Origin of the sequence: Collinsella tanakaei (genome assembly GCF_016900375.1) — a bacterium.
In the GTDB taxonomy this organism is placed as follows: domain Bacteria; phylum Actinomycetota; class Coriobacteriia; order Coriobacteriales; family Coriobacteriaceae; genus Collinsella.
In genome coordinates, this window is the sequence record NZ_JACJKB010000006.1 from 1 (window position 1) to 22,780 (window position 22,780).

19 protein-coding genes and 2 tRNA genes are annotated in these 22,780 nt (G+C 63.8%); 17 read left to right on the forward strand and 4 right to left on the reverse strand.

The genetic code is table 11. The features are described from left to right. Positions 1–118 precede the first annotated feature (118 nt). Positions 119–194, reverse strand: a tRNA-Val gene (locus H6A16_RS05045). A 179-nt stretch (positions 195–373) separates the two neighbouring features. Between H6A16_RS05045 and H6A16_RS05050 the strand changes: the two genes are divergently transcribed. The 12 genes from H6A16_RS05050 (at position 374) to lysS (ending at position 12,604) form a co-directional block, all read left to right on the forward strand. Continuing rightward, positions 374–3,748, forward strand: coding sequence for a hypothetical protein (locus H6A16_RS05050; RefSeq protein WP_204616706.1), 3,375 nt, complete (start codon positions 374–376; stop codon positions 3,746–3,748). A gap of 91 nt (positions 3,749–3,839) precedes the next feature. Then, entirely contained in the window at positions 3,840–4,745 is a 906-nt protein-coding gene (locus H6A16_RS05055) for an HAD family hydrolase (protein WP_204616708.1), read from the forward strand. Positions 4,746–4,759: 14 nt separating this feature from the next. Further along, positions 4,760–5,659, forward strand: coding sequence for a glutamate racemase (murI, locus tag H6A16_RS05060; protein ID WP_204616711.1), 900 nt, complete (start codon positions 4,760–4,762; stop codon positions 5,657–5,659). A gap of 51 nt (positions 5,660–5,710) precedes the next feature. After that, a complete protein-coding gene (gene rph / locus H6A16_RS05065) occupies positions 5,711–6,451 on the forward strand; it encodes a ribonuclease PH (protein ID WP_204616713.1) in 741 nt (246 codons plus the stop codon). 39 nt (positions 6,452–6,490) lie between these two features. Continuing rightward, complete coding sequence (rdgB, locus tag H6A16_RS05070; RefSeq protein WP_204616715.1) at positions 6,491–7,135, forward strand: RdgB/HAM1 family non-canonical purine NTP pyrophosphatase; 645 nt, start codon at positions 6,491–6,493, stop codon at positions 7,133–7,135. Then, entirely contained in the window at positions 7,132–7,578 is a 447-nt protein-coding gene (gene dtd, locus H6A16_RS05075) for a D-aminoacyl-tRNA deacylase (RefSeq protein WP_204616717.1), read from the forward strand. The genes rdgB and dtd overlap by 4 nt, the downstream gene beginning before the upstream one ends. Positions 7,579–7,823: 245 nt before the next feature. Continuing rightward, a complete protein-coding gene (locus H6A16_RS05080) occupies positions 7,824–8,120 on the forward strand; it encodes a Veg family protein (protein WP_204616719.1) in 297 nt (98 codons plus the stop codon). A gap of 2 nt (positions 8,121–8,122) precedes the next feature. Next, the gene (gene ispE / locus H6A16_RS05085; RefSeq protein WP_204616721.1) at positions 8,123–9,019 is read left to right on the forward strand and encodes a 4-(cytidine 5'-diphospho)-2-C-methyl-D-erythritol kinase; all 897 of its coding nucleotides are present in this window, start codon (positions 8,123–8,125) and stop codon (positions 9,017–9,019) included. 102 nt (positions 9,020–9,121) lie between these two features. Next, positions 9,122–9,198: transfer RNA gene (locus tag H6A16_RS05090), tRNA-Pro, on the forward strand. A gap of 494 nt (positions 9,199–9,692) precedes the next feature. Next, complete coding sequence (gene tatA / locus H6A16_RS05095) at positions 9,693–9,941, forward strand: twin-arginine translocase TatA/TatE family subunit (RefSeq protein WP_204616723.1); 249 nt, start codon at positions 9,693–9,695, stop codon at positions 9,939–9,941. Positions 9,942–10,074: 133 nt separating this feature from the next. After that, positions 10,075–10,548 carry a transcription elongation factor GreA gene (gene greA, locus H6A16_RS05100; protein ID WP_204616724.1) on the forward strand — a complete coding sequence of 158 codons (474 nt, stop codon included), beginning with the start codon at positions 10,075–10,077 and terminating at the stop codon, positions 10,546–10,548. 85 nt (positions 10,549–10,633) lie between these two features. After that, positions 10,634–12,604: a lysine--tRNA ligase gene (gene lysS / locus H6A16_RS05105; protein WP_204616725.1), complete on the forward strand. Its 1,971-nt coding sequence runs from the start codon at positions 10,634–10,636 to the stop codon at positions 12,602–12,604. A gap of 79 nt (positions 12,605–12,683) precedes the next feature. Here the strand turns inward: lysS and H6A16_RS05110 are convergent, their stop codons facing one another. Then, a complete protein-coding gene (locus tag H6A16_RS05110; protein ID WP_204616726.1) occupies positions 12,684–14,186 on the reverse strand; it encodes an S-layer homology domain-containing protein in 1,503 nt (500 codons plus the stop codon). A 219-nt stretch (positions 14,187–14,405) separates the two neighbouring features. On the opposite strand from H6A16_RS05110, the gene H6A16_RS05115 reads away from it, so the two are divergent. Beyond that, positions 14,406–15,638 carry an MFS transporter gene (locus H6A16_RS05115; protein ID WP_204616727.1) on the forward strand — a complete coding sequence of 411 codons (1,233 nt, stop codon included), beginning with the start codon at positions 14,406–14,408 and terminating at the stop codon, positions 15,636–15,638. A 1-nt stretch (position 15,639) separates the two neighbouring features. Here the strand turns inward: H6A16_RS05115 and H6A16_RS05120 are convergent, their stop codons facing one another. Further along, positions 15,640–16,620 (reverse strand): DMT family transporter, encoded by a 981-nt coding sequence (locus tag H6A16_RS05120; protein ID WP_239458220.1) that lies wholly within the window; start codon positions 16,618–16,620, stop codon positions 15,640–15,642. Between the two features lie 505 nt (positions 16,621–17,125). On the opposite strand from H6A16_RS05120, the gene H6A16_RS05125 reads away from it, so the two are divergent. The 4 genes from H6A16_RS05125 (at position 17,126) to H6A16_RS05140 (ending at position 21,733) form a co-directional block, all read left to right on the forward strand. Next, on the forward strand, positions 17,126–18,208 hold the full coding sequence (locus tag H6A16_RS05125; protein ID WP_204616728.1) for a helix-turn-helix domain-containing protein: 1,083 nt from the start codon (positions 17,126–17,128) through the stop codon (positions 18,206–18,208). 460 nt (positions 18,209–18,668) lie between these two features. Further along, positions 18,669–19,568, forward strand: a complete 900-nt coding sequence (gene ttdA, locus H6A16_RS05130) for a L(+)-tartrate dehydratase subunit alpha (RefSeq protein ID WP_204616731.1) — start codon at positions 18,669–18,671, stop codon at positions 19,566–19,568. Further along, positions 19,565–20,185, forward strand: coding sequence for a L(+)-tartrate dehydratase subunit beta (ttdB, locus tag H6A16_RS05135; protein WP_204616733.1), 621 nt, complete (start codon positions 19,565–19,567; stop codon positions 20,183–20,185). The genes ttdA and ttdB overlap by 4 nt, the downstream gene beginning before the upstream one ends. A gap of 180 nt (positions 20,186–20,365) precedes the next feature. Then, positions 20,366–21,733 carry a citrate:proton symporter gene (locus H6A16_RS05140; protein ID WP_204616735.1) on the forward strand — a complete coding sequence of 456 codons (1,368 nt, stop codon included), beginning with the start codon at positions 20,366–20,368 and terminating at the stop codon, positions 21,731–21,733. 512 nt (positions 21,734–22,245) lie between these two features. Here the strand turns inward: H6A16_RS05140 and H6A16_RS05145 are convergent. Continuing rightward, a complete protein-coding gene (locus tag H6A16_RS05145) occupies positions 22,246–22,566 on the reverse strand; it encodes a hypothetical protein (protein WP_204616738.1) in 321 nt (106 codons plus the stop codon). Positions 22,567–22,780 lie beyond the last annotated feature (214 nt).

The window sequence follows — 22,780 nt, forward strand, 5'->3', positions numbered from 1 at the left end:
TGCTCCGCGGCGAACGGCTGCGCCGTTCACACGCTCCGCACCCCGAACGGGGTTCGAATCCCTATGCACGGGGCCCTAATGAGAAACGGCACCATTGCTGGTGCCGAAATCTTTTCTATGGTGGGCGATGAGGGATTCGAACCCCCAGCCTTGTGCGTGTAAAGCACCTGCGCTAACCGTTGCGCCAATCGCCCGTGGGGGACAGTATAGCATGCTGCGGGGGATGTCTGGCGTCTTCCGTTGATTCTCGTGCCGAATAGCGGCCGTTCGCGCCTTATACGATCCCCTTACATCAATCTCGTTTTCCCAGCATGCATAATGAGCCTTATCGTACGAGGAGTAACCCGCGCACGCTTCGCGCAAGGAGGCGCCCGTGTCTGCATCCCATCGGTTCCTTTATCGTGCCGCGGCGCTGCTGTCGTCGGCGGCCTTGGCGTTCGGGCTGTCATGCGCATCGGTAATCCCGGCGTTTGCCGAGACGGTCGCATCGTGCCAGCTCACGGACGACCTGCGGGGGGAGTACGAGGCCGACGGTACGCTCGATCAGCGCCTTGCTCGCGCGGAGGAGCTCGGCCACGACCGACCTTCCGAAGAGCTCATCGCCCGGGCACGCCAGCGCGAGGCGGGCGTTTCCACGCAGGAGAATTCGGTGCCGTCCAACTGGGCGGGCGGCATGCCGACCGAGGGTGAAGCGCACGTCATCGCCCTGTACGTCGATTTTCCCGCAGGCGAAAATGAACCCGCCTACACCTTCGAGGAAGGCGACACCCTGGACGCGCTTGACGCGCTTATCGATGGTGGGAGCGGTGCCTTCCCATATGAGGACCTGGCGAGCTACTATTACCGCTCGAGCTACGGCGCGCTTAAGATCACCGGCGACGCATACGCCTACACGGCCCAGCATCCGCGCAGCTACTACGAGGGGTATCCGTACGACGCCGACAACGGTTTGTTTGTCGAGGCGCTGCGCGCGCTCGATGGGGCCATCGACTATACCGACTACGACGGCGACAAAGATGGCTACATCGATGCTGTCTACCTGCACTTCGCCGGACCTGATTCCGGTTGGATGTCAATGTGGTGGAGCCAGGAATTCAAAGTCGAGCGCGATGACCTTTCGTTCGATGGCGTCGGCCTGTCCAACTGCGTGCTGCTCCACAACCCCTCGAACGAGCCTGCCGGGCATGCCACCATCATCCACGAAACCGGGCACGCACTTGGGCTGCCGGACTATTACAACGCGACGGCTCAGACGCAGTTCGGGACATGGCCGACGGGCATCATCGGCTCCGACATGATGATGGACAACGTGGGCGATCACAACGGGTTCTCGAAATGGCTGCTCGGTTGGCTGGACGAAGACCAGGTCACGCACGTTGCCGCGTCGGCGGACGGCATCGACGTCATGCGGGGCGAAGAGACAGTCGGCCATATCGAGCCGGCGGAGGACGGAACGTCTGAGGTCACCCTCGACCTAGAGCGCTTTGTGACCGATGCGCCTGAAGACACGGGCGGCATCATCGTTGTCTCCAACGCGGACGAGGGCATCTTCTCCGATTACTACGTGCTGCAATACGATGGGTTCGGCGGCAATCAGTCGCTGTACGTGAGCGAAGACGGTGGAGATCAAAACCGCCTGCCGAACGGGTTTCGCATGTATCGCGTACGCGCCGAGCTGAATTCCGAAGGTACCGATTTTAAGTTCACCAATATTGCCGGGCAGGTGAACAGTCAGCTTATCGAGCTCGTGGACCCCGATATGGAGGTCGAGCACCTGCAAGGCTCGGGAACCGTGACCTGCCGCGCCTCGTCGGGGGAGTACGGCTGCTTGCTCACAGCGGGCACCGAGGTGACATCCGATACGTTCCCGTCGACGAATTTCTACGAGAGCCCGGCACTTGGCTACACGGGCATTGGCGTGCGCATCGACGCGTGCGAGCAGACCGGCGGCACGGTCACGATATCGCATACGGGCAAAACGATGCCCGATCTGCCCGAATTCACCGTTAGCCTCGATGAGGGGGAGGCGCTCTACAACACCGGCTCGCTGCACCTCACGGCGAGTTACGCGACGCTCGCCACGTATCGGACCGACCCTGCGCTGCTGGTGGACGGCGAGCGCGTGCCGGTTGTCGTGCGGATCGACCGCGAGCACATCGAGGTCGATTATCGTTTTGACGCGTCGCTCATCGGCCCTGATTCTGTCTGCGAGCTGCTGCTGCCTGCGGGAACGTTTGCCGTGGGGATGACGGAAAGCGGCGAAGAGGTTACGTCCGAAGAGCTTCGCATTCCGCTTCCGGCGGGCGCCGTCGCGGATGTTGCAGATGCGGGGACCTATTCGATTGAGCGCGGTGCCGGCACGGCTCGCCTGGTGAGCGACGTGGTCGAGCTCGAAGACGGTCGCCGTGCGATCTTCCATGTGCCGCTCGGTGGCATGGAGGCCGTGGTGACATCGCCTGACGGCATTGAAATCGCGCGTGTTCCCATTGAAGGGCTGGAGGAGCCCGCGCTGGATGCCCGGGCGCTGACGGCAACGTCGCTTTCCGGCGACCGCGCCGCCTTGGTGTTCACCACCTATTCGGGTCCGTATCAGGTGGCGGTCGTCGACTTCGCGACCCGCAGCGGTCGCGTCATCTTCTCCCAGGACCTCTATGCAAAGCCGGAGGTCGTGGAGGCCGATGGCGACCTGCTGATCTTCAACAGCCAGATGGCAGCGCTTGCCGAGCTGTTGCCGGACGGCCAGGTTCAGCTCCGGTACGGTTGCTTACACGTCTCGGAAATGTTTGCGGCGGGCTCGGAGCATCTCGTGTGGGTTGCCCAGGACGGCAATGCTGGGTCGGGTGGTGTCGCTTCGTCCGTGCATGCCGCAGCGGCGCGCGACATTGCCGATGCGCTGCGTCAGGTCGGCACGGAGGACTCCGATGGGATGTTTGAAGGGGAGTCGGTCATTGCGGCATTGGACGATGATGACGTCATCACGTTCGATACCGAGGGGTATAGCTATCTGGTCGATGCGGATGCGCGCGACGGCGTGTTCGCGCTCCTTGTGCCCTCCTGGGGCGTCACGGCCGGTGAATCTGCTGCTCGCGGGGGCTATGTTGTGACCTTCGACGATCGCGGGACACGGACGGCATCGTATGGGGTCGTGTCTGCGTTGGACAATGAAGATGGGGGCGCTTCATATGAGTTCTCCCGGTTGAGCATAGGCGCCGACGGAGCATTTGCCGTGTCGCGCACGACGGGGGAGAACGACGCGTACACCGAGCACGAGATCGTTTTGTTTACGTCGGAGACGGAATCTTCGGCGGACGGGGTGGTCCAGGGTGCGCACCTGTTCGTGAACGGATCGATGCGAGGCACGTGGATTGAGAATGGGTCGTGGCTCGCCATCGGCTGGCCCATGGAAGCGCAGCTGGCCGTGGGAAGTTATTCTGAAGGCGCGGATGCTGTGGGGGATGCCGTTGAGCCTGATTACCTGCGCTATTACGTGACGGCTCCGGTCGGTGTGCCGGATGAACCCGAGCCTGAGCCCAAGCCGGAACCGGAGGCCCCAGATGCCCCCGATGCTCCCGACCAGCCAGAAGCTGGCCAGCCCGTCGCGCCGGCGGCGGACGACGTCGCATCGGAGCCGGATGCCGGGCCCGCCCTCCCCTCAACGGGCGATGCCGCCGCGCTCGTCGCCGCAGCCCTTGCGATGTGCGGTGCTTTCGCCCTCGTTTTGGGCGCGCGGTGCAACCGCCGGGTGTGAGGGGGCCGTCGGCTCGCCGCACGTGGGGCCGTGCCGCATGCAAACGGGCTACAATGGTGCGCGACGGATCCGCATCCCAAAAGGAGTGTCCATGCCCCATACCGTGCTGCCCGACATCCCAAGCGGCGAGCTCAAAGAGCGCCTTTCGCGCGTGCGCTACGTGTTCACCGACCTCGATGGCACCATGCTCGCGCCCGGCTCGTGCGCGCTGACCGATGCCGCCGGCAATCCGAGCCTCGATCTGGTCTCGACGCTCGTGGATCTCAAGCGCGCGGGCATCGAGGTCATCCCGTGCTCGGGGCGCAACCGCTCCATGCTGCACGAGGATTCGCGCGTGTTCGGCCTTAACTCCTATATCGGCGAGATGGGCGGCCTGCTCATGCTCGACCGCAACGAGAGCCGCTGGGAGTACTTCACGGCGGACATGCCGTTCAACCCCATCTGGGGCTTCTCGCCGCATGAGTGCATCGAGGCGACGGGCATCCTCGAGGAGTTCTCCAACCGCTGGCCGGGGCTGCTCGAGTACCACAACGACATGTCGACGGGCTACAAGCACCGCGAGGTCACGGTGGGCCTGCGCGGCGAGATCCCCGATGAGGACGCGCGCGACATCATCCGTCGCTCCGGTGCCGAGCTCGACTGGGGCGATAACGGCTACCTCAACTACATCTCGGCCCCGACGACGCTCAAGCTTCCCGAGGGCGTCAAGGGCCGTGCGTTCAACATCATGCCCCAGGGCCTGAACAAGGGCCGCGGCATCGAGCGCTTCTGCGAGCTGCGCGGCATCGACCTCGGCGAGACGCTCGCCATCGGCGACGCGACCTCGGACTTCCTCATGGCCGATTACGTCGACACGTTCTTCCTGGTGGAAAACGGCCTCAAGAATCCGACCGCCGAGGAGTTTCTGGCTAGCCACGACAACGCCTTCGTCACGCGTGGGCGCATCGTGGACGGCTGGGTGCAGGCCATGCGCTGCGTGCTCGCGGCGCGCGGGTAGAAGGGAAGCGGGAGATGGAGTTTGCATCCGATTTGCTGCCGGTGAACAACCGCCCCATCGGCGTGTTCGATTCCGGTCTGGGTGGTCTCACCGTGGCGCGCGCCATCGCGACGGCTCTGCCGCATGAGTCGATCTACTACCTGGGCGACACCAAGCGCTGCCCGTACGGCGTCCGCACCGAGGACGAGGTCCGCTCCTTCGTGCTGCAGGCGGGGCGCTGGCTGGCGGCGCGCGATATCAAGATCATGATCATCGCCTGCAATACGGCGACGGCTGCGGGTCTGCGCATCGCCCAGCAGATGCTGCCCGTTCCGGTCATCGGCGTCATCGCTCCCGGCGCGCGGGCGGCCATCAACAGCACGCGCACCCGCAAGGTGGGCGTGCTCGCCACGCCACTCACGGTGCGCACCGGCGCCTACACGCGGGCGATCCAGGCGCTCGATGCGGGTGTCGCGGTGTACGGATGCCCCGCCCCGAGCTTCGTCGAGATCGTCGAGAACGAGCTGGCCACCGGCGCGCATCTGCAGGAGCGCTGGCTGCAGAACGGCGACGTGTTCGACACGCCGGAGACCTGCGAGGAGGTCGCCCGCACGCTCGTGCCGATCGTGGAATCGGGTGCCGAGGTCGATACGGTCGTGCTCGGCTGCACCCACTTTCCGCTGCTGGCGGGACCCATCCGCAAGGCACTCGGCCCGAACGTGCGCGTGGTGTCGTCCGCCGAGGAGACGACGCGCGAGCTGACCGACATCCTGCAACGTCGCGAGCAGCTGGCCGACGAGGATATCGAGCCGCAGCATCGCTTTGCCACGACCTCCGACAACATCGCGGAGTTCGCCGCGGCGGGCAGTTTCATCTTCGGCCAGCCGCTCAAGAGCATCGAGCACATCAGCCTCGACGAGCTCAACAACTACTAACCTGAAAGTTTGGGGACAGGTCCCAAACTTTCACAGCATAGAGGAGTTCGAATGGATCGAATCGAGATTAACCGTGCGAACGGGCGCGCCGCGGATGCGCTGCGCCCCGTCAAGCTCACGCGTGAGGTCATGAAGCACGCCCTCGGGTCGTGCATGGTCGAGTTCGGCGATACGCGCGTGCTGTGCGCCGCCACCATCGAGGAGGGCCTGCCCGCGTGGCGCCGCGCCAGCCGTGCCGGTTGGGTCACGGCCGAGTACGCCATGCTGCCCGCCTCCACGAACCGCCGCAGCCGCCGCGAAACGGGTGCGCGCAAGGGCCGCTCCATGGAGATCGAGCGCCTGATCGGACGCAGCCTGCGCACGGTCACGAACCTGCGCGCCCTCGGCGAGTACACGGTGACGGTTGACTGCGACGTCATCCAGGCCGATGGCGGCACGCGCACGGCGAGCATCACCGGCGCCTGGGTCGCCCTGCACGACGCCCTCATGGCCTGGGTCGAGGCGGGCAAGATCCCGCGCCTGCCGCTGACCGGCCAGGTTGCCGCCGTGTCCATGGGCGTGGTCGACGGCGCCGAGCTGCTCGACCTCGATTACGCGGAGGACTCCCAGGCGGAGGTCGACATGAACCTCGTGGCAACCGATACGGGCGAGATCGTCGAGATCCAGGGCACCGGCGAGCGCACGCCGTTTACCCGCGAGCGCTTGGGCCGCCTGCTCGACCTGGGCGACGCCGGTATCAAGAAGCTCATCGACCTGCAGAACCAGGTCACCGCATTCCGCGACGACGACTAGCTGCCGCCCGCATCCGTGCCGGGCAGAAAGGGGAATCCCATGGCACTGGAACCCATCAACATCGAGGAACTCGATCCGGCGCGCACCATCGTCGTGGCGACGGGCAATATGCACAAGCTTGTGGAGATCGAGGCGATCCTCTCGCGCGTGCTCACCGACGTGCGTTTCGTGGCGCTTGGCCAGCTCGGCGATTTTGACGACCCGGAGGAGACCGGCACCACGTTTTTGGAGAACGCGCTCATCAAGGCCGAGGCGGCCGTCGAGCAGACGGGCTTCCCGGCGATCGCCGACGACTCGGGCCTCGTGGTCGACGCGCTCGATGGCGAGCCGGGCGTCTACTCCGCCCGCTATGCCGGCGTCCATGGTGATGACGCGGCCAACAACGCCAAGCTGCTCGCCAATATGGAGGGCGTGGCCGACGCCGACCGCACGGCGCGCTTCGTGAGCGTCGTCGCGCTGATCGATGCCGACGGCCTTGTGACCTACGGCGAGGGCACCTGCGAGGGTACGGTCGGCTACGAGGAGCGCGGCGAGTTCGGCTTCGGCTACGATCCGCTGTTTCTGCCCGACGACACGCCCGGCAAGACCATGGCCGAGCTCACGTCCGACGAGAAGAACGCCATCAGCCACCGCTTCCACGCGCTGCAGGCGCTGGCCGCCAAGCTTGCGGGCGAGGACGAATGAGGGCGGTCGTCCAGCGCGTCACGCGCGCCAGCGTGACGATCGACGGCGAGGTCACCGGCTCCATCGGCGCCGGTTACCTCGTGCTGCTCGGCGTGGGCGCCAACGACACGCGCGCCGAGGCCGATCGCCTGTGGGATAAGCTGCGGACTCTGCGCATCAACGAGGACGAGAACGGCAAGACCAACCTCTCGCTTGCCGATACGGGAGGCGAGGTGCTCGTGGTGTCGCAGTTTACGCTCTACGCCAACTGCCGGCGCGGACGGCGCCCCTCGTTTACCGAAGCGGCGGCGCCGGCGCTCGCCACGGAGCTCTACGAGTACTTCGTGAGCCTGGTGCGCCAAGACGTCGAGCACGTGGCGACCGGCACCTTCGCCGCCTACATGCAGGTCGAGCTCGTCAACGACGGGCCCTTCACCATCGTGCTCGATACCGACACGCTGTGACGGTGCGGTACCTCAGTCGGTTGGCGGCCTAACCGAAGAGCAAGCGCTCGGGGCGCGGTCCAATGCGGTCCGCGCCCCGCTTGTATATGGTGACCCTGTGTCATCCTCGGCAAACATGCCTTGCTGTGCGCTGCCGACGTGCATGAATGTTCGCAGGTTGCTATACTCTGCACGTTTGATTATGTTGGGGCCATTCTGTGCATAAACGCATATGCGCTTCGCCCCTGTCATATGGGAGGCGATTTATGGAAGAGCTTGAGGTCAACCACGTCGACGACATCCACGGCAAGCTGTCCGAGATGGTCGGCCAGCGCGTGAAGGTGCGCGCGAACATGGGCCGCACCCGCGTGGTCGAGCGCAACGGCTGCATCAAGACCGTTCACCCGTCCGTCTTCATCGTCGAGGTCGACGAGCGCCGCGGTCGCAAGTCGCGCCAGTCCTACCAGTATGTCGACGTCCTGACCGGCACGGTCGAGCTGTTTGACATCGAATCCGGCGAGCGCCTGTTCACGCCGCTCGGCAACCAGCTCGAGGAGCACTGATCATGCCCGCATCCAAGTTCATCTTGGTGACGGCGCCTGCCAAGGTCAACCTGTACCTGGGCGTTCATGCCGATAAGGACGAGCGGGGCTACCATCGCGTCGACACGGTGATGACCACGCTCGACCTGACCGATACGCTGGCGATCGCGCCGTCCGACCAGCTCATGGTGAGGACCGTGCCCGAGGCTGACTTTCCCATGGAGCAGAACACCGCCTACCGCGCCGCGAAGGCGATGGGGGAGGCCTTCGACCGCGAGCCGAATTTCGCGATCCTGATCGACAAGCACATCCCCGTGCGCAGCGGTCTGGGCGGACCCTCGACCGATGCCGCCGCGACCATTATGGGCATCTGCCGCTATTGGGGTATCGACCCCACCGATCCCCGCATCGACGCGGTCGCGCGCTCCATCGGCGCCGACGTGCCGTTCTTCCTGTACGGACCTCCTGCGTACTTCACGGGCGCGGGCGACGCCATGCAGGAGGTCTACCGCCCGCTCACGGGTACGCCGGTCGCGCTCGTCAAGCCTGCCGAGGGTGGCGTGTCCACGGCGGAGGCCTATGCGCGCTTCGATGCCGACCCGCAGCCGATGCCCGAGCTCGACGAGCTGCTCGTCGCCATGCGCGAGCATGACGAGCAGGGGATTTTCGGGCACGTTGCCAACAACCTCGCGCCCGCAGCGTGCTCCGTCATGCCCGAGATCGCCGAGATCCTCGCGTGGATGCGCGAGCAGCCCGGCGTGCGCGCCTGCGAGGTCTCGGGTTCCGGTTCGGTGGTGTTCGCCGTGTGCGACACGCAGATGGCTGCCGAGGCTATCGCCCTTTCGGCACTGAACGATCACAGTTGGTGGGGACAGGCGGCCAAGATGGGCAAGACCGGCCCGGTGATCGCTGTCGGCTAGCGGCCCATCACGGCTTCGGGGCCGTTTTCGAGATGTGAAGAATCCTCGGCCCCAATTTCGCCTAGCATTCCCGCGAAGAGTGTGTTAGGATAATCGAGCTTTCGGGTTGTGGCTCAGTTTGGTAGAGCACCGCGTTCGGGACGCGGGGGTCGCTGGTTCAAATCCAGTCAACCCGACCATCGCAACGACGCAGGCCAGAGTGGGTTTCCACTCTGGCCTGTTTGCGTTTGATTTGCGGCGGTGAGCGCGGCTTTGAGCTGTCGAGTGTCAAATCCGCGACTTTTGAGATACCTCACCGTCTTTATAGGTTTATAAAACCGCGATTTGCACTGATTCTATGCATGTGATGTATTAAAAGCGCTGGTCAAAGGTTAACGTTATGCACGAGCGTAAGCGACACTATGTCACTTACGCTACAACCCTCTCAAAAGTCGCGTATTTGGTCCGGACCGTACAGCAAGCGAGCACGACAGGGGTGAAAAAGGGGTGAAACGCCGTTCGGCCCCTTTGCGTTTGCGGCAGGGCCATTACCGGCGTCTTTGCCCACTCGCGTGTAAAATATGGCGGTGTTGTCCCTACCGCGTGTGCGCGGTATACTCTTTCGAGCTGGAACGCCTTGATATTCTTCACGCGTTTCCGCTTTGAACGTGCCATGTAATGTGGGAGGAAGAATATGTTCCCTAAAGGTATGGAATGGATCATCATCCTGGTCATCGCGCTGCTGATCTTCGGCCCCAAGAACCTGCCGAAGCTCGGTGCATCGCTGGGCAAGACGGTGAAGAACATCCGCGAGGGCATGTCCGGCGAAGACGAGGCTGCTGAGGAGCCCGAGAGCGAGGAGGACAAGGAGATCCGCGAGCTCGAGGCCAAGCTTGCCGAGGCCAAGGCCAAGAAGGAAGAGTCTCCCGTCGAGGAGGACTAGCCCCGTCCCGACAAAGGGCTGCACGATGACCGGCCGCCCGCGGGGCAGCCGGTCATTTTACGTCTTACAGTAAGCAAGCGGCGGGGCGCGAGCGCCGTCGATACAAGGCAGATGCAAGCAAGGAGTTACCTGCATGGACGCAAGCGAGATCGTACTTACAGCCGACGGCCGCCAGAAGCTCATTGAGGAGCTCGAGTGGCGCGAGGGCGAGAAGAACCGCGAGATCATCGAGCACATCAAGGAGGCCCGTGCCTTCGGCGACCTCTCGGAGAACGCCGAGTACGACGCCGCCAAGGAGGAGCAGGCCAAGAACGCCGCCCGTATCGCCGAGATCCAGGCCATCTTGGCCAACGCCCGTGAGGTCGCTGCGTCCGACCAGGGCCTGATCGTCTCCATCGGCTGCACCGTCTCGCTCGTCGACGGCGACGGCGTTGCCACCGAGGTCACCCTTGTCGGCACCACCGAGACCAACTCTCTGGAGCACAAGATCTCCAACGAGTCCCCCGTTGGCCGCGCCATCATCGGCCACGCCGCCGGCGAGACCGTCGAGGTCGTGACGCCCTCCGGCAAGACCCGCCTGTACACCATCACGAACATCACGCGGTAGCAGAGGGTCCCGCGCGAAACGGACAAGCTCGCTCCCCGGGACCGCGAGTCCTCGGGGAGCGTTTCCCTTTTTGAGGAGGAGAACCATGGAAGAGACCCAGACCGATGTCTCGACGCTCAACGACGAGCGCGCCCGTCGCCTGGCGGACCGTGCGGCGATGTACGCCGCCGGCAGGAATCCCTACCCCGAGCACTCCGATGTCGAGAACTACGTGGCCGACATCGAGGCCGATTATGCCGACCTTGAGGCCGGCGCGGACACTACCGACGTCGTGAAGATCGGCGGCCGCGTGGTCGCCAAGCGCGGCCAGGGCAAGATCGTGTTCATCGTGCTGCGCGATCCCACCGGCGACATCCAGCTGTTCTGCCGCATCAACGACATGCCGGCCGAAGCCTGGGAGCTCATCTCCGAGCTCGACCTGGGCGACATCATCGGCGCCGAGGGCGTCGTGGTCCGCACCAAGCGCGGCCAGCTTTCCGTCGCCCCCACCAAGCTGACGCTGCTCTCGAAGGCCGTGCGCCCGCTGCCCGAGAAGTTCCACGGCCTCTCCGACAAGGAGACCCGCTATCGCCAGCGCTACGTCGACCTCATCGTGAACGCCGATGTCCGCGAGACCTTCGCCAAGCGCTCGCGCATCATCTCCGCCTTTCGCCGCTATATGGAGGACAACGGTTACATGGAGGTCGAGACCCCGATCCTTCAGACCATTCAGGGCGGCGCCACCGCGAAGCCGTTCATCACGCACTTCAACGCGCTCAACCAGGAGAACTACCTGCGCATCGCCACCGAGCTGCACCTCAAGCGTCTGCTCGTGGGCGGCTACGAGCGCGTGTTCGAGCTCGGTCGCATCTTCCGCAACGAGGGCATGGACCTCACGCATAACCCCGAGTTCACCACGATGGAGGCCTACCGCGCCTTCTCCGACCTCGAGGGCATGAAGGAGCTTGCCGAGGGCGTCATCAAGGCCGCTAACGCCGCTGTGAACGACTCCGAGCAGCTCGAGTACCAGGGCGTCACCATCGATCTTTCCGGCACGTGGCCGAGCCGCCCCATGACCGAGATCGTCTCGGAGGTCATGGGCCGCGAGCTCAACCTCGACACGCCGATCGACGAGTTGCGCGCCGCTGCCGCCGAGTGCGGCATCGAGGTCAACCCCGCCTGGGGTGCCGGCAAGCTCATCGCCGAGATCTACGACGAGAAGGGCGAGGAGACCCTCATCAACCCGACCTTCGTCGTGGACTACCCGGTCGAGGTCAGCCCGCTGGCCAAGCGCCGTGAGGACGACCCGCGCCTGACGCACCGCTTCGAGCTCGTCATCGCCGGCCACGAGTACGCCAACGCCTTCAGCGAGCTCAACGACCCGGTCGATCAGGCCGAGCGCTTCGCCAAGCAGATGGAGGAGAAGGCCGGCGGCGACGACGAGGCCATGGAGTACGACGAGGACTACGTGCGCGCGCTCGAGTACGGCATGCCTCCCGCGGGCGGCATCGGCATCGGCATCGACCGCGTCGTCATGCTGCTCACCAACCAGGCGTCCATCCGCGACGTGCTGCTCTTCCCGCACATGAAGCCGGAGCGCGGCAGCGCGAACGGTGCCGCCGCGGCGCGTGCCGCCCAGGAGGCCGAGGCCGCTGAGGCCGCTGCCGGCGTGAGCATCGCCCCGAACAAGGTTCCCACCATCGACTACGACAAGGTGGCCATCGAGCCGCTGTTCGAGGACATGGTGGACTTCGACACCTTCAGCAAGTCCGACTTCCGCGCCGTGAAGGTCAAGGCCTGCGAGGCCGTGCCCAAGAGCAAGAAGCTGCTGCAGTTCACGCTCGACGACGGCTCGGGCACCGACCGCACCATCCTGTCCGGCATCCACATGTACTATGAGCCGGAGGATCTGGTCGGCCGTACGCTGATCGCCATCACCAACCTGCCGCCGCGCAAGATGATGGGCATCGACTCCTGCGGCATGATCATCAGCGCCGTGCACAACGAGGGCGACGACGAGCGCCTGAACGTGCTCATCGTCGACGACGCCATCCCGGCGGGCGCCAAGCTGTACTAAGCGCGCTCGCTTCAGAGTCATGAAAAAGCGGACCGTCCGGTTTTCCGGGCGGTCCGCTTTGCTGTTGAGCGAGGCTGCGCTACGGCAGGATGTCCGCACCGTAGGCGTTCATGAGGATGGTCGCCGCCTGCTCACGCGTGACGGGATTATGCGGCTGGAGGTAGAGCGTGCCATTGTCGTCCACGCCGTTGATGAGTTTCTGCTCGACGGCCCAGGCAAGGGACTCCGCCGACCAGGAGCTGGCGCTATCGTGGTCGACCAGGGCCTGGAAGGCGCTGTCGTCGACCGCCGCCAGGTCTGCATCGGCAAAGCGCGCCAGGATGACCGCGAACTGCTCGCGGGTGATGGGATCGTTCGGGGCGAAGCGCGTCGGGCCGTTGTCCGAGGTCACGCCGGTGATGACCCCGTTTTCGACCGCCCAGTTGGCCGCGGCGGTGTACCAGACGTTGCTCTCCACGTCGGACAGGCCGGTGGTATTGGCGACGTTGTCACCGCTGGCGCCGGGCTCGGCGATGCGCCAGAGGATCGTGGCCATCTGCGCGCGGGTCATGGTGTCGCCGACGCCGAAGCGGTCGGAATCGCTGTAGCCGGTGATCAGGCCGTTGGAGGACGCGAAGGCGACGGCATCGGCGTACCAGGCGTCTTGGAGGACATCGGAGAACGGGCTGCCCTCGGCGACGGTCAGGTAGATGTCGATCTGCAGGCCGCCGGAGATGCCCGTGATGGTCACCGTGCCGGTCTTGTGCGCACCGATGGTGCCGTCGGCGGTCACGGACATGATGCTCTCGTTGGACGAGGACCACTTGAAGCTGTCGGAGCTGATGACGTAGCCGGGGGTCCAACCCTGCTCGCCGGCGTTGATGCCCCGCAGGATGATGGAGTTGTGGAAGCCGAGCGGCACGATGGCCGACGAGGCGCCGGCACCGGCGCCCGGGATGTTGACGGAGATATTGGGGTTGACGTGGCCGGTGTAAACCTCGACGGAGCGCACGGCTTCCGTGTCGGCGGGCTGGGCTGCGGCGCTGGCGCCGCTGGGGCTGAAGCACTGGACCCAGTAGATGGCGCCGTCCTGCGCACGGTAGCAGCCGATGCCGATGCTCGTGTAGCTCGGGTTCATGATGTTGTCGTGATGGCCCGGGGAGTTCATCCAGCTGGTCATCACCTCGGCGGCGCTCCTTTGCCCCGCGGCGATGTTTTCGGCCATCATCTTGCCGGAGATGGTGAAGCACAGGGTGCCGTTCGGGCGGGTGTGGCTGTAGGACACAACGGTCTCGGCTGCGCGCTGCATGGCGTCCTCGAGCAGCGAGGCGTCCATGGAGAGTGCGCGCAAGCCCTCGGCGGTGCGGTGCTGGTTCACGATATCCAGCACGTCGAACGCCTCGCTGTACAGCTCGGCGCCCGGGATGTTCAGGGTCGTGTAGGTCGCTTGCAGGTCGATGCTCTGGTCGATCGCCTGATCGTCGGTGGAGCGTACGATCGGCTCACCGATGCTCGTGGGGTTATCTGCCTGCGCGAACGCCATGGCCGGCGCAAGCGTGAGCATCGCCGCAAGCAGAAGCGCTAGGATGCGATGTCGTTTCATATGAGGCTCCTTCCTATTACCAACACCCTATTTCCGATGGTTCCATAATGGGGAATGCTGGAGCCGCGTTGTTGCGCAACGAGGACAAGGGGTGCGAGCGGGTCGGCGAGCGCGCATGTTGAGCCGAATGGCGTCGCCCGGTTGAATGCGCCGGCCGCTGCGCGTACGATAACCCATTGCGGACATAACGCCTTGCCGTCTGCGAGGGGAGGGGGAGCGATGGCGCTCGAATCGGTTGGAAAACAGGATCGGCCGGGCCGCGGTTTGACGCCCGCCCAGCTGCGCGTCGTCGTGACCCTTGGTTTCTGCGGCCTCGTGTCGGCGGCGGACAACTGGTTCGTGTCGCCGGCGCTTCCAGCCATCGCGAACACGCTCGCGGTGCTGCCCACCGCGGCGACCATCGTGCTCACGGCCTATATGGTTCCCTACGGCGTGCTGCAGCCGGTCGCGGGATCGCTGGCAGACCGGATCGGTCGCCTGCGCATGCTGCGCATCATCGTTGCCGGACTATGCGCCGGCACGGTGCTGTGCGCTGTGGTGCCCAGCTTGCCGGCGCTCGTTGCTGCCCGCATCGTCACAGGCTGCTTTGCTGCCGGCATCATCTCGGTGTCGCAGGCGTTTGTGAGCGATGTCGTCGGGCGCGAGAACAGAGCGGCAGCTGTCGGCATCCTGATGGGCGTCACGTTCACGGGTCAGGGGCTGTCTGCCGGACTGGGCGGTATCCTGACTGACGTGCTCGGCTGGCGCGCCGCGTTTGCGGCGTTCGGCGTCCTAGCGGCGATCGCTTGGCTGCTGCTGTTCACGCTGCGCGAGCCCGCGCACGCCTCCGGCGACGGTGCCACCACGGCATCCGGCGGCTTCGCTTCGCAGTTCTTCCGGTCGGCCGTGCGCATTTTTTTCGGCCGCTGCCGCGCCGTGTATCTGCTCGCATGCTCAACCGGCGTGCTGTTCCTCGGTGTCTACGGCCTTATGGGGACCTTCCTCAACCAGGCGTGCGGCCTTTCCTCCACGCAGGCGGGTCTCGTCATGATGTTCTATGGCGTGTTCTGCCTTATCGGAGGATCCATCTCCGGCAAGATCAGCGCCCGCCGCGGCGTGCCATTCGTCATAGCTTTGGGTAGCGCCTCCGGAGTTATGGCCGCCCTTGCGCTCGCGGTATCCGCCGCCACGGGCTCTTGGGTTCCGGCGCTTGCGGCGGCGGCGTGTCTGGGGTTGGGCTACATCTTTGTGCAGCCCTCGCTCGTGACGCTTTCGATGGATGCCGATCCCTCGCAGGTCGGCCTGTGCACCGGCCTCATCGGGCTCGGTGTCTTTGCCGGCGGCGGTATCGGATCGAGCATCGGTAGCGCGGTGCTCGGAATGGGCGGTTACCTGGCACTGTGGGCTTTGGCCCTGTGCGGCCTTGCGGTGCAGCTCCTTGTGAGCAAGCGCGTTCTGGGGCGTCGGGCGTAGGCTACGCTCCTTTTCGGGCGGGCGCGCGGTTGACGATGACGATGCCCACCGTGATCAGCACGAGCGCGATGAGCGTCTGCTGCCAGGGCAGCGTGCCGGCCTCGCCGAGCAGTACGCTCGAGAGCACGACGCCGAACACCGGGTTCATAAAGCCGAAGATGGCCACGCGCGATGTTGGGTTGTACTTGAGCAGGATGGACCACAGCGAATAGGCGATGCCGGACACGCAGGCCAGGTAGAGCAGCATGCCGATGCCCGCAGGCGTCACTTGGGAGAGATGGCCACCCAGCGCGAGCCCTGCTGCAGCCAGCACGGCTCCGCCGAGCATGAACTGGTAGCCCGAAAGCGCCACCGGGTTCTCGTGCTGCGAGTACATGCGGATAAGCGACGACGACACGGCGTAGGAGAGCGACGCGATGAGGATGAAGCCCTCGCCGGTGAGGCTCATGGCCCCACCGAGGTCGCCCGTCAGGTTGACGAGGATCACGCCCGCGAAGCCGATCAGGCAGCCGACGAGTTTTCGCCCCGTGAGCCGCTCCTGGCGGAATACAAGCGTGGCGACCAGGATCGTCAAAAACGTGCTCGATGCGTTGACGATGGTGCCCTTGACGCCCGACGCGTGCGACACGCCGACGTAGAAGAACGCGTACTGCACAATGGTCTGGGCAAGCGAAAGACGTGCCACCATGCCAAACGAGCTGCGCTTCAAGCGGACGAGGCGACGCTCAGCGATCGATGCGGCGGCGATGGCGATAACGCCTGCGAGCATAAAGCGCAGCCCCGCGAACAGGAACTCCGACGGCACGTCGGCCGACTCGATGCCGAGCAGCTGGTATCCGATCTTGATGCAGGGGATGGCGCTGCCCCACAGGCCGCAGCTGACCATGGCGAGCAGGCAGACGACCCATGTGCGGGTGAGCAGCGGACGGGTTGTTGCTGCGCTGTTCGCGGCGCATGCGGCGGTAGATGCGGGTGTTGTCATGGGTGACCTCGGTTCATATGTGATTGCCGCAAGGGATGGTACCACCTGTTGTGGTGGCATGCGGTGTAGCAAGATGGTGCTCGACGGCCTCGGTGCCTCCGGTGAGTGGGCGCGCGCAAGGAGATTTCGGGATTCAGCCTCCTCGCGCGGCGGGTTCAGCCCTCGTTTCGCGCCAAGCAAGGATGTGCCGCACGGCTCGGTACCAAAAACGCGACTTTTGAGAGGTATACAGTCTAAGTGATGTGACGTCACTTAGACTCGTGCATAGCATATATCTCTGACCAGCGCTTTTAATGCGTCGTATGCATAGAATCAGACCAAATCGTGACGATAAAAACCCACAATAGCGATGAGATATCTCAAAAGTCGCGAATTTGTCCCCCGGCGTCTCAAAATCCCCTTCGTAGCCGCCGCGCCGATGCATAAATGGGGCTTCGCCGTTGCACCTGCCCGTCTCGAGCGCGTTACGGTACCATGACACGCAAGCCGAAAGGAGATGTGCCCCATGGAGTCCGCCCAGCTGCGCTATACGTACGAGAATCCGCTCGCCAATCTCAAGCTTGAGCACTACGTGTACCGCATCGGGTCGTATCACTACAACTGGCATGCCGATTTCGAGCTGCTCATGGTGGTGCGCGGCTCGGTCGAGATGTGCGTCAGCGGGCAGCGCCATATCCTCGAAGAGGACGACATGGTCCTCATCAATCCCAACGAGGGCCATGCGACCCTCGGCCTGGGGCAGGGGAACATCGCCATGGTGCTCCACATCGATCCAGCCTTTTTCAAGGGGTACTACGACGAGGGCGTTCGCCTGCAGCTTGTGTCTACCGCGCAAACGCGGCGTGATCCACGTTTTGCCGTGATCCGCCGCTGCTTGGCCCAGATGATGGTCTTGGGCACGCGCAGCGACCCCGCCTCGCGCCTTCGCTACGACGCGCTGTTCTACCGGCTGGTCTCGGCGATCGTGCCCACCGACGGCGTTCTCGGGCAGCAGACGGCGGCGTATCGAATCGACCGTCGCGGCAAGGATGCCGTCAATCGCTTGGCAGCCTACGTCGAGGACAACTACCGCGACCGCATCACGCTGGCAGACCTCGCGGCGCGGACCGGCTACAACGCGAGTTACATCTCGCAGCTGTTCAAGGGCAAGCTCGGCATCAACTTTTCGGAGTACCTGCTGCGCGTGCGCCTGTCCGCGGCGACGGCAGAGCTGAGCTCGAGCGACGCGCGCGTGAGCGATATCGCCGCGGCGCACGGCTTTGCCGATCTCAAGTCGTTCAACACGGCGTTTCGCAAGACGTTCGGGAAGACGCCTGCCGAGTACCGCAGGCTGATCTCAGACGATAACCGCGCGGGAGATACGACTTTCAAGCAGGTGTTCGTGTCGTCGGATGACGAGTACGTGGGCGCGAAGCTCGCGCGCTACGTTGTCGAGGGCGCAGGGCAAAACGTCTACCAGGTTGCGGAGCGCCCGGTACCGGATGGTGCGGAGGCGATGCGCAAGATGATCGAGGCGGTGCACGGTGCGCAGGCGCTGCTCGCCGAGGCGCTTGGCGCGGCGGGGGAGATGTCGCCGTCCGGTAACTGACGTCGCCCGCGCTTGAAGACGGCTGTCGGCTGCTTGCCGATCGGTGCGCATGCGGTTTTGCACCGCCGTGCCACAGTGGGCTCCGAAGCCACGTCGCGCCGCTCACCGCCCGTGGGCCACCGTTCGCGGCGCAGCGCGCAATCGATGTAAAAACTCGTTTTCTAAAACAACGCCCTAGGGCAAATCTTTAGGTCCGCTTCGCGGCTCCATGGATGCGCTCTCCGCGCTCGCAGACGCTGGACGCGCAGGATAACGCCGCGATGCCGCCGGCTTCTCCCTTTATGTTTTCTCGAGCGAAAGGCGCCCTTCCGACTGTTCTTCCGCTGTTCTTCGCGCCTGTGCCCCACCTTGAGAAACGGAAGGCATGCCCGTTGGCGACCCCCTATTCTTCCAAGTGTCGAAAGCGCAGGAACACCGCATGTGACCTGCACAAAGTTACGAAAAGGGAGGTTGAGTCAACGTGGAGAAGAACGAGAGCTTGGAGCGGCTGACGAATATCGTTGCCGACTTCACCAGCCTGGTGGGCAAGCGCCTGCCCGACGACGTCACGGCAAAGCTCAAGGAGCTGGCCGAGACCGAAACCACGCCCATGGCGCAGATGATCTACAAGACCATGGCGGCCAATCAGGAGAAGGCGTGGGAGCTGAACCGCCCCTCGTGCCAGGACACGGGCCTTATCCAGATGTTCGTGAGCGTGGGTAGCAAGTTCCCCTACATCGACGAGCTGGCCGACGTGCTCAAGGAGGCCGTCTTCCGCGCCACGCAGAAGGCCCCGCTGCGTCACAACACCGTCGAGACCTTCGACGAGAAGAACACCTACACCAACGTCGGCACGAAGTCCCCGTGGCTGTACTGGGATATCGTCCCCGGTGACGACAAGGTCAAGATCCACGTCTACATGGCCGGCGGCGGCTGCTCGCTCCCCGGTTCCGGCAAGACCTTCATGCCCGGCGAGGGTTACGAGGCGGTTGTGAAGTTCGTGCTCGACCTCATGACGTCCTACGGCCTGAACGCCTGCCCGCCGCTCATGGTCGGCATCGGCATCGGCACCTCGATCGACTCCGCGGCCTACATGTCCAAGCTCGCGCTCATGCGCCCGGTGGGCAGCCGCAACGAGAATCCGCTCGCCGCTCAGCTTGAGGAGGAGCTCATCGAGGGTATCGATAAGGTCGGCCTGGGCCCGCAGGGTCTCGGCGGCTCCAAGTCCGTCATGGACGTGCACATTGAGAACTCCGCGCGCCATCCGTCCGTCCTGTCCTGCGCGGTCAACGTGGGCTGCTGGTCGCATCGCCGCGGCACCATCGTCATCGATTCCGACCTGAACTACGAGCTGCTTACGCACAAGGGGGTTGAGCTGTGAAAAAGGTACTCCACACGCCGGTTTCCGCAGAAGATCTGAAGGATATCCACGTCGGCGACGTCATCTATCTGACCGGCCACATCACCACCTGCCGTGACGTCGCGCACCGTCGCCTGATCGAACTCGGCCGCGAGCTTCCCATCGACCTCAACGGCGGCGCCATCTTCCACGCGGGTCCCATCGTCCGCAGCACCAAGAACGAGGACGGCACCGAGACCCACGAGATGATCTCGCTCGGGCCCACCACCTCGATGCGCATGGAGAAGTTCGAGAAGGAGTTCATCGAGCAGACCGGCGTCAAGGTCATCGTCGGCAAGGGCGGCATGGGCCCCAACACCGAGGCCGGCTGCAAGATCGGCCCCGCCATCCACTGTGTGTTCCCCGCGGGCTGCGCGGTGCTCGCCGCCACCGAGGTCGAGGAGATCGAGGACGCCAACTGGCGTGAACTCGGCATGCCCGAGACCCTGTGGACCTGCCGCGTCAACGAGCTCGGTCCGCTGATCGTCTCCATCGACGCCGAGGGCAACAACCTGTTCGAGCAGAACAAGGTCACCTACAACGAGCGCAAGGAAGAGGTGCTCGAGGAGCTGTACGACAAGGTGCACTTCATCAAGTAACGCAGACGCACCTGCAACCGCTTGTTCTCCTTTTTGAAGCGGGCGCGGCGTCGCTGGAATTCCCGCCGTTGGCGCCGCGCCCGCACGTGGGGGATGCCCGTATGCACGCAACATCGGACATCGTCCGCTTTATAGTCTTTACCAACCAAACAGTGATTTCAACTTGGAGGTGCTTCCCCCTTGCTGACCGCTTTGGCCCTTGCCATGATCGTGAGCTTCATCGTGCTTCTGTCCATCAAGAAGCTCTCGGTTTTCAATGCGCTCACGCTGGTGCCTCTCGTCTTCGGCGTCGTGGCGATGTTCGTCACCGGTTCGAGCTTCTCCGACCTGTTCACCTGGATCAAAGAGGGCGTGTTCTACTCGGTGGACTACGAGGCGCAGAGCACGTCGATGGGCGTCATCTCGCCGGGCCTCACGATCCTGTTCTCGATTCTGTACTTCGACCTCATGCTGGGCGTCGGCCTGTTCGATCCCGTTGCCGCCTTCTTTATCAAGATGGCCAAGGGCGATCCGTTGAAGGTCCTCATGTCCACGGTGATGGTTGCCTCGGTCGTTTCGTTCAACGGCGATACCACCACGACGATCATCATCTGCCTGTCCGCGTTCATCAACCTTTACAAGCAGATGGGCCTGAAGCTCATCTACCTCGCGATCGTTATCGTCGCGCCGATCGGCATCTGGAACCAGCTGCCGTGGGGCGGCCCCACCATCGCCTCTGCGACGGCGCAGGGCATCGAGGTGAACGAGCTCTTTGCGGCGCTTCTGCCCGGCCTTATCGCGGCGCAGATCATGGTCATCGTCATCACGTACTTCCTGGGCCGCAAGGAGCGCAAGCGCCTCGGCTGGTCGCTTGAGGATGCCAAGGCGGTTTCGCCCGAGCAGCTCGATAAGATGATCGCCGCCGTGCGCGACAAGGATGTCGAGCTCAAGCGCCCCAAGCTGTTCGCGTTCAACCTGATTCTTACGCTTCTGGCTGTTGTGCTTCTCATCCAGGGCGAGATTCACGGCTCAATCATCTTCATGCTCGCCTCGGCCATCGCACTTGTGGTCAACTACCCGAACGTCGACGAGAGCTCCCAGCGTCTTGAGGACCTCGCCGCCGACGTCCTGCCGACCGCCGTCATCACCCTTGGCGCCGGCGTGTTCTCCGGTGTGCTGTCCGGCTCCGGCATGGCGACCGCTCTGGCGAACTTCATCGCCAACATCATCCCGACGCAGCTGTCCAGTCACATGGCACCCATCTACGCGGTTATCGCCACGCCCGCCATCTGCTTCCTGCCGCAGGACGCCTTCTACTTCGGTATCGCTTCGGTTATGAAGGACGTTATGGCTCAGTTCGGCATCACGGCCACGCAGGCCGCGGTCGCCTCGATGGTCGGCCAGTCCTTCCGCCTCGTGAGCCCCGTTATTCCCGCGCTCTACATGCTGTGCGGCGAGTGCAAGCTCAACTTCCCGGAGTTCATGAAGGAATACGGCAAGTACTATGGCCTCATCCTGCTCGTCTTGTACCTGGTCGTCTACGGCGTGATCGGTGCGCTTCCGATCTAGCACAAAATATCATTCGCCATCCCTTTTCCGTTGGCGGGTGCGCCCCTCTGGGACGCACCCGCCGTTTTGCGCTGTATGCTGGACGAAAATGAACGCTTCGGAGCCCTGTCTTCCTCGAATCACTGCGGGTTTTGCCTGCGATTCGGGTAATGCGGGGGCGTGTTGCATAGGCGAGGATCAAATCTGCGACTTTTGAGAGGTATGCATGGTAAGTGACGTAACGTCACGTAGCATCGTGCATAACAAATTCATCTGACCTGCGTATATGATAATCAACGTGCATAGAATCGACTCAAATCGTTGCGATAAAAACCCACAATACCGGTGAGGTATCTCAAAAGTCGCGGATTTGATCCTTGGTGTCGTGCGTCTCCATTGGGAGCTCTTGGTTCAGTGCATATTTGGATGCCGTCAGGGCCAAGAAGGCTTTCTGGGTAGGCGGAAAAGGAAACCGGCTGCCGCGATGCGCGGCAGCCGGTTTTACAGTAAGAAGGTGTATGTCGGGAAGCGATTTACTTCTTGCCGAACAGACCGCCCAGGCCCTCGGCGATACCGGAGAGCGGGGAGTTCTCGAGCACGTCGCCCAGGTTCTCGGTCAGGCCGCCGAGATTCTCCGTGATGGCGCCGAGGTCGAGGCCCTCGGGCAGCTCGATGCCGCCGCCCATGACGGTCTCCTTGATGTGGTCGACAACGCCCATGAGGTCAGCGCCCTCGAGCTTGTCGCCGGTGATACCCTCGATGGCGGCACCGGGATCGGAGATGAAATTCTTGATGGCCTCGGGGCTGTCACCAAGCGCGCCCATGACCTGCTCTGCAATCGCCTTGATATCCATGGCAGTCCTTTCTCGAAATAACGGGCCTTCTGCCCGAAAGAGAATATACCCGGTTGCGCGGTATCCGCCTAGCAGGTCAACCGTCCATAGAGTGTGCCGGATGCTGCTTACATTCCCGATGATGCCAACAAAAGACCAACAGAAATATAATACACAATATAGAACACTATAGACCGTATGAATAGCCGTATAGTTGAGCCACAGCTGGAGCGCA

Coding starts and splice junctions, on each gene's coding strand:
- dtd (WP_204616717.1), top strand. CDS start 7,132: ATGAGGGCGGTCGTCCAGCGCGTCACGCGCGCCAGCGTGACGATCGAC.
- greA (WP_204616724.1), top strand. CDS start 10,075: ATGGACGCAAGCGAGATCGTACTTACAGCCGACGGCCGCCAGAAGCTC.
- ispE (WP_204616721.1), top strand. CDS start 8,123: ATGCCCGCATCCAAGTTCATCTTGGTGACGGCGCCTGCCAAGGTCAAC.
- H6A16_RS05125 (WP_204616728.1), top strand. CDS start 17,126: ATGGAGTCCGCCCAGCTGCGCTATACGTACGAGAATCCGCTCGCCAAT.
- rdgB (WP_204616715.1), top strand. CDS start 6,491: ATGGCACTGGAACCCATCAACATCGAGGAACTCGATCCGGCGCGCACC.
- H6A16_RS05110 (WP_204616726.1), bottom strand. CDS start 14,186: ATGAAACGACATCGCATCCTAGCGCTTCTGCTTGCGGCGATGCTCACG.
- lysS (WP_204616725.1), top strand. CDS start 10,634: ATGGAAGAGACCCAGACCGATGTCTCGACGCTCAACGACGAGCGCGCC.
- tatA (WP_204616723.1), top strand. CDS start 9,693: ATGTTCCCTAAAGGTATGGAATGGATCATCATCCTGGTCATCGCGCTG.
- rph (WP_204616713.1), top strand. CDS start 5,711: ATGGATCGAATCGAGATTAACCGTGCGAACGGGCGCGCCGCGGATGCG.
- H6A16_RS05115 (WP_204616727.1), top strand. CDS start 14,406: ATGGCGCTCGAATCGGTTGGAAAACAGGATCGGCCGGGCCGCGGTTTG.
- H6A16_RS05055 (WP_204616708.1), top strand. CDS start 3,840: ATGCCCCATACCGTGCTGCCCGACATCCCAAGCGGCGAGCTCAAAGAG.
- H6A16_RS05080 (WP_204616719.1), top strand. CDS start 7,824: ATGGAAGAGCTTGAGGTCAACCACGTCGACGACATCCACGGCAAGCTG.
- murI (WP_204616711.1), top strand. CDS start 4,760: ATGGAGTTTGCATCCGATTTGCTGCCGGTGAACAACCGCCCCATCGGC.
- H6A16_RS05145 (WP_204616738.1), bottom strand. CDS start 22,566: ATGGATATCAAGGCGATTGCAGAGCAGGTCATGGGCGCGCTTGGTGAC.
- H6A16_RS05120 (WP_239458220.1), bottom strand. CDS start 16,620: ATGACAACACCCGCATCTACCGCCGCATGCGCCGCGAACAGCGCAGCA.